We start from the raw sequence: 6,349 nt of genomic DNA, 5'->3' as shown, positions 1-6,349 counted from the left end.
TGGGTTAACCCAACTCGGTTGTCGCGAACTTCACGTCGTCGGACGCACGCCCGAGAAATTAGAGGCTTTCGCTCGCAGTTGGGAAAAATCGACGCTAGACGTACAGTTCGAGACTCATGATTGGGACGAACTGCCCAATTTGATGTCGGCGGCGAACTTGTTGGTGAATACGACGCCCGTGGGTATGTCGCCCCAGGTCGATCGCTCTCCCGTCGAACCAGAACTGTTCGACAAGTTACCCCCCAACAGCATCGCTTACGATTTAATTTATACACCCAATCCTACCCAATTTCTGAAATTTGCTTGGGAACGGGGCGCGACGGCCATCAGTGGGTTAGAAATGTTAGTTCGTCAGGGTGCGATCGCCTTAGAACTGTGGACGGGACAAGAGGTTCCAGTTGAAGTGATGCGCCAACGCCTCCAACAGCATTTGGGACTCGATCGATAGGGTTGTTTTCGTCGGGAGAGGCGTAGGTTCGATACGTCTCTCTGTATTTTTTCTCTCTTTTAAACGGCTCTTCCGAACTTACTATGCAAGAAATCGCCAAAACCCTTACAGGGAAAGAGTTTTGGCTAAACTGTATAAAAAGGCATCTCAAATTGCGAAATCCCTTTCCAGATACAGGCTACAAGCATTTACCCTACACACTAAGGTCGGAAGAGCCTTTTAAACAAGATCGATCGGGTTTACAGATCTCTATAAAGATTTTGCTCGTTCCGGATAGTGCGATATCCGATAAACGTCAATCTGGTGATATCTTGTTCCGCAACTTTTTCCATAGTTTCTAATATCTTGCATCCGTTTGATACCGAAAAAAATCGCTCTTACAGATTTCAAACAAAGGCTTTTAGATCTAGCGTGTCAATTCCATCCACACCATGTCAGCCATACTTCCATCAGGCATGGGCCATGAATCACGCACGATCTCCCTGACAGCGAATCCCGTTCTCTTAGTCATATTGATCGAAGTCTTGTTTGACAACAGAATTGTCGCTCCGATGGTTTTGAGGTGCAACTCATCGAATCCATACTGAACAATTCGTTTAAGTGCCAGCCTTCCGAATCCTTTTGACCTGTATTCGAGATCCAAAATAGCAACACCGACTTCGGCAGTCAACAAATCCATATTCAAGCCTTTTAATACGGCATATCCGACTGGAAAATCTTCGGTGTCTATATACACTCCGAACACAACAGGCTGACTTTTTCGGGAATAGGGCAACGCAAATGCTGAAATCGCCTCTGTGAATTCTTCTGTCTCATCAGGTTCAAAGGACGGATTCCACCCTAACAAATCAACCAAGCTCGGATCCCGAGCCAGTTTTATCAGGTGTCTGATATGACTGTCCTCCATAGATGCCAGGAAAACCGTTATCTTTGTCGGGCGATGCTCTTGCTTCAGAATGATTTTTCTGTCCATGATAGTGCTTCTATAAGAAATTTTAAATAAATCTACAAACTGATGAATATTCATCAATGTTGGTATAGTAAATCAAAACTTCATCTCCCATCTGAATAAGCTTCAATGCGATCAAATGTACCCACAGACCGATTTCATCTTCAACCCACTTGATGTAAGCATTGGGTGTTTCTGAATGATTGCAAAGGGATGCCAGACCAAATACAATATGACCGCATACATTTTTGTTTGTTTCATATTCTGAATGTTTAACGAAGTAGTAAGGACTTAACTCCGTTTTGTCAATAATGTCCCTTTGATATGGAGGAAACGATGCAACTGGGGACACCTCAATTAGTGTTTCTTTCGCAATCTTTTTTGTCGCCACAATGCCGCGACCTTTGTTAGAAAATCGTTGAACTTTAATCATTTTTTATCCCAAATTCTGTTTGCTTCCTGAAACCGGACATTTCATTAGCTGTTGTTTCAAAAGCTTACCGGCTTGCAAAAAAATAACGACAAAGTAAGTTGCATTGCGTTCATTCTACTTCAAACTCTAGCAATCTTAAGTCATTTCGGCAAGCAACAGGGGTGAAACTCAATACTAAAGGGGGTCTTCTGGGGTGCATCTCAAAAATGTAAATTTATCAGATTGGAGTCTCCACGGTGAATTGAGCTGTTATTGGGTGGAGCTATCGCTTCACCCCTGGACGGCAGCGTTGCCGAAGTCCAACCTACCCCAGACTCATAGTTTTACATCCATTGAGATGAACCCTAGGAGAAGACCCATCCTTTAAATATTTCTACTCATTGCAGAACTGAGATGCACCCGATAACAAAAGTGAGATGCTCTTCTTATTCTTGAGTCTCTTTTACGCGAACTCGAATAAATAGATGACTCTTGCCATCCGAAACCACTTTGGCAAGTCTCGACCAACGATCCTTCATTCTGGAATGGAGCTTGACGATTAACATAGTATCTTTTTCGGGATGTTTGACAGGGAAAGATTCCTGATTTTGCAGTTGAGTCTCTGTCACCCAAACATCCATATATCGATCGTAGGGATTTTGAGGATTATCGGTGGCTTTGACTCGAATCCGAATTCGTAAATCGCCCTTACCATTCGCCAGAAGCCCAGGAATTCTCGCCCAACCATCTCTCATTTGAGGATGGAGCTGGATGCTTAAGTTTGAGCCGGTTTCAGGATTCTTTATTGAAAAAAATTCTTGGTTTCTTAATTGGGATTCTGTGACCCAAACCTCCATCCATCGATCGAATGGATTGTTGGCGTTGTCTGCTTCTTTCGGAATTTCATGTTTTGGTGATTTTTTTGAATAAAAAAAACTGGTAATTGTTCAAACCATTAAAACTATAGTGCCGATCGCGATGGCGACAAAAAAATCGCTCGACAGTGCCATAGCGACGCCAGAAGTAATTAAAACGATCGAGCCCATAGCAATCAGACGTTTTGAATCGATCTCATAATATTTTGCATAATATTCTTTCTGTGGATCGATCGGTTTTGGCGGCATTTTCAAATGAGCGAACCAGAGCGTTCCCAAGACTAAAAGACCTATGACGGCTGTAGCAATGACGGCACTCACATCGGTTGATAGAGAAAACGGCATAGATATGAGGAAAGTTATCAATACTGTCACGATGGGGAATACAAAAAATGAGGCTAAGACGAGAAATCCAGCAATATAAGTATTGCGAACTTGAGCCCAACAGATGGGAACGGGCTGAACTTGATAGCCATCTCTTCTGAATAGTGTTCCCTTTTCTCCAATAAATACGACTCTCAGCGATCGCAGCGGAACGATCGGGAAATATAAAAAAATTACCCATTCTGTGGTAATATAGGAACGATCGGGTTTAAAATCACGCCGGCTCTTCGGAGTTTAGGGTGACAGAAAAACTAACTTCACGAGATTTCAAGGGTTTTGGCTCTCGAATCTTCAATTTTTTGTATCATGCTATACATTTATAACCACAAACTCCGAAGACCCATCACGCCTTCCGTAATAAGTCGTTCCAATTCCATTAAAAGAAAACGGCATTTTAATTCTCTAATTCGATAAAAAGAACGAGCAAGCTATTTTTGATTTCACTCGTTGAAGCATGACTTCTGGGTTCGTTTCAAATTCAGAAGTGTTCAGAAACTAGAGCTGTTCGGGAGAGCGAACACCCGAAACTCAGCGATCTCCGAGATATCCAGTTTTGAAAAAAGCTAAGGTTAGCCAGATTTAAGATGCACACCCGAGTGCTGTCAGTTCGATCGCACCTCGAAAAATGCTTCCTCGAAGGAAATTTCCTTAGATTTTACACGATCGAATCATGAGTGATCGCACTCGAATCTATATTGTCATGGGCGTTTCCGGTGCGGGGAAAACCTCGGTCGGCCGACAGCTCGCTCGACGGTTAAACGTGGAATTTATTGAAGGAGACGAGTTCCACCCCCCGGAAAATGTGGACAAAATGCGAAATGGCGTTCCGCTGACCGATCGCGATCGCGACCCTTGGTTGTGGGCGTTGCGAGATAAAATCGACGACGTTCGACAGCAGGGAAACAGTGCAGTCGTGGCCTGTTCGGCACTCAAAGCCAAGTATCGCGAGATACTAGAACCTGGAGAGGCGACGGTCACTTGGATTTTTTTAGACCCAGAGCGATCGCTTCTTCAACAACGGCTCGCACAACGTCAAGGACATTTTATGACCGCTCGGCTGTTAGAGAGTCAGTTCGAGGCGTTGGAAAAACCCCAAACGGCGATCGTAGAAAACGCTCGAGGTGCGATCGCCGAAATTGTCGAATCGATCCTACAAAAACTCTAGCGATCGAGTCCGAAGCGGGTAACAGACAACACCGCCGTATCCACAGTTACACGGATACAAAATAGTTTAAAAAAATATCACTCAAACAATGCGACAGAACCCGACAACTTCCAGTCAACGTTTCGTCACTTTCTAGAGCCTCAAAATATATAGAAGTCGTGGCTAGGATCGATCCCCCCCGTTGCTCTCTCTCAACGTAGCGTACCTGCACCAGTCCGAACGTTCTCTTCCCGTTTCCTGCGATTTTCCTCCAAATCCTCACAATAGCAACCCTCGCAACGTACAGGAAGCAACGAAATTGGCTATAGTGAGAAAGTCAAACTTGGGGAATCGTGATTTAAGGTTCCTCGATCGCGAGGAAAACAACAGCCTCGCGCTAGTTTCAGACCGTTGTACAGAACCTATGACTGCTCAATCCCGCCCCGATCGCGAAGCCAACGCGCCCTTTTCTGCTGAAGATTTCGCTAAAGCTCTCGAAGGTCACGACTACGTCTTCGAGCGAGGACAAGTCGTGCGCGGCAAAGTCTTCGAGTACGATACTAACGGCGCTTACATCGACATCGGTGGCAAATCCGCCGCATTTCTGCCCCTGCGGGAAGTATCAGCCGAAGTCGTAACCAACCTCGAAGAAGCCCTTCCCCGCGACGAAGAACGAGAATTTCTCGTCATTCGCGAACAAAATGCGGACGGACAAGTCACGCTGTCGATCCGTCAAATGGAACTCAAACAGGCGTGGGAACGGATGGCGCAACTGCAAGAAGACAACGACGTTCTCGACGTGCGCGTTACGGGAACCAACCGAGGTGGCGTCGTCGTCGATGTCGGTGGATTGCGAGGATTCATTCCGCGATCGCACCTACTCGATCGCAACGATCTCGATGCTCTAGTCGGTCAGTCTCTGACAACCACCATTCTAGAAGCCGACCCCGAACGTAACAAACTCGTTTTATCCCATCGTCTCGCCGAACAAGCCAACCGCATGAGTCGCCTGCTTCCTGGCGAACTCGTCGAAGGAACGGTCGCCAACCTCAAACCTTATGGCGTTTTTGTCGATATCGGTGGCGTCACGGGATTGTTACATATCCGACAAATCAGCAAAGCTCGCATTCCCTCTCTCGACGATTTATTTCACGAAGGCCAGTCGGTGAAAGTTTTAATTTCCGAAGTGGACGAGTGGAAAAAGCGCATTTCCCTCTCGATGAAAGAACTCGAAAGCTATCCCGGCGAACTGCTCGACAAGTTCGACGACGTGATGGAAAATGCCGAAAACCGCGTCTCTAAAACTAAGGAAGAGAACGCGGTCGAAACCAACACCTCAGAAGTCGAGTAATCGTACAGTAACACGCAACAAAGGGACGAACTGCTCTCGTTCGTCCCTGCCATATCTCTTACTTTAACTTCTGTTTGATAAACGTCAGAATTTGCGTTATCTGTTTCTTGAGCGTGGCGATTTCTTTTTCCATTGCCGCCACTTTTGCCTGGAGTGCTGCCACGTCTTCACCGCCAGACGCTGCCGTTGAAGCTGCCGCCGCTGGAGCTGCTTTGACCGCCGCACGGGGTTTCTTCGCTTTCGACATCGCCGTCTTGATAGCACCGATGAGTTGCTTTTTCTCGAACGGCTTTTCGATAAACTCAAAAAACTCGAAGGGTTCGGAGATTTTCTCCGTCACTTCTTCTTTTCGCCCCGACATGACCACTAAAGGAATTTTCCGCAAGTCGTCGTGAGCTTGAATTTCCTGAAACACCTCCCAACCGCTTTTTTTGGGAAGCAAGAAATCTAACATAATCAAGCTCGGTTTATCAGAGCGAATCTTTTTTAAGCCTTCCTCGCCGTCTTTGGCTTCGACCACGTCGAAGTTTCCCGGCGGCAACATACTTTTTACAGTTTTTTGGATGACTCGACTGTCATCGATGACTAAAATCTTGTGACTTGCCACGACTGACTCCTTGAGAGGTGCGTGAAGGGCTAGGTGGGTTGAATAACGCCCATCTAGTTTAACTCGCTTGGGTCTAGTTTATCAGGCAAGCGGTGAGGCGACGAGAGTTCCCCCCAGAACTGAGGAGAACTGCGATCGCCGTCGTATGGGATCGGGAGTGTGCGGTGGAGCGAATCAGC

Annotated in this window: 8 protein-coding genes; 3 read left to right on the top strand and 5 right to left on the bottom strand. The window is 46.2% G+C overall.

Annotated features, from left to right (window positions below; translation table 11 throughout):
- A partial coding sequence (locus GEI7105_RS38915) for a shikimate dehydrogenase family protein (RefSeq protein WP_035494066.1) occupies positions 1-448 on the top strand: 448 nt, incomplete at its 5' end.
- A 406-nt stretch (positions 449-854) separates the two neighbouring features.
- Here the strand turns inward: GEI7105_RS38915 and GEI7105_RS0127085 are convergent.
- The 4 genes from GEI7105_RS0127085 to GEI7105_RS0127070 form a co-directional block, all read right to left on the bottom strand.
- Positions 855-1,475: a GNAT family N-acetyltransferase gene (locus tag GEI7105_RS0127085; RefSeq protein WP_083862570.1), complete on the bottom strand. Its 621-nt coding sequence runs from the start codon at positions 1,473-1,475 to the stop codon at positions 855-857.
- Positions 1,444-1,830 (bottom strand): SET domain-containing protein-lysine N-methyltransferase, encoded by a 387-nt coding sequence (locus tag GEI7105_RS0127080; protein ID WP_017663493.1) that lies wholly within the window; start codon positions 1,828-1,830, stop codon positions 1,444-1,446. The genes GEI7105_RS0127085 and GEI7105_RS0127080 overlap by 32 nt, the downstream gene beginning before the upstream one ends.
- A 425-nt stretch (positions 1,831-2,255) precedes the next feature.
- Complete coding sequence (locus GEI7105_RS0127075) at positions 2,256-2,666, bottom strand: hypothetical protein (protein WP_017663492.1); 411 nt, start codon at positions 2,664-2,666, stop codon at positions 2,256-2,258.
- Positions 2,667-2,756: 90 nt separating this feature from the next.
- Positions 2,757-3,005 (bottom strand): hypothetical protein, encoded by a 249-nt coding sequence (locus GEI7105_RS0127070; protein WP_144054072.1) that lies wholly within the window; start codon positions 3,003-3,005, stop codon positions 2,757-2,759.
- 733 nt (positions 3,006-3,738) lie between these two features.
- On the opposite strand from GEI7105_RS0127070, the gene GEI7105_RS0127060 reads away from it, so the two are divergent.
- A complete protein-coding gene (locus GEI7105_RS0127060; RefSeq protein ID WP_017663490.1) occupies positions 3,739-4,233 on the top strand; it encodes a gluconokinase in 495 nt (164 codons plus the stop codon).
- Between the two features lie 403 nt (positions 4,234-4,636).
- A complete protein-coding gene (locus GEI7105_RS0127055; protein ID WP_017663489.1) occupies positions 4,637-5,563 on the top strand; it encodes a S1 RNA-binding domain-containing protein in 927 nt (308 codons plus the stop codon).
- A gap of 58 nt (positions 5,564-5,621) precedes the next feature.
- Here the strand turns inward: GEI7105_RS0127055 and GEI7105_RS0127050 are convergent, their stop codons facing one another.
- Entirely contained in the window at positions 5,622-6,170 is a 549-nt protein-coding gene (locus GEI7105_RS0127050) for a response regulator (protein WP_026097998.1), read from the bottom strand.
- Between the last annotated feature and the right edge of the window lie 179 nt (positions 6,171-6,349).

It is taken from the genome of Baaleninema simplex PCC 7105, assembly GCF_000332355.1.
Classification (GTDB): domain Bacteria; phylum Cyanobacteriota; class Cyanobacteriia; order Cyanobacteriales; family Geitlerinemataceae; genus Baaleninema; species Baaleninema simplex.
The sequence above is the reverse complement of the archived record's forward strand: the minus strand, read 5'-3'. Positions and strand labels throughout refer to the sequence as shown.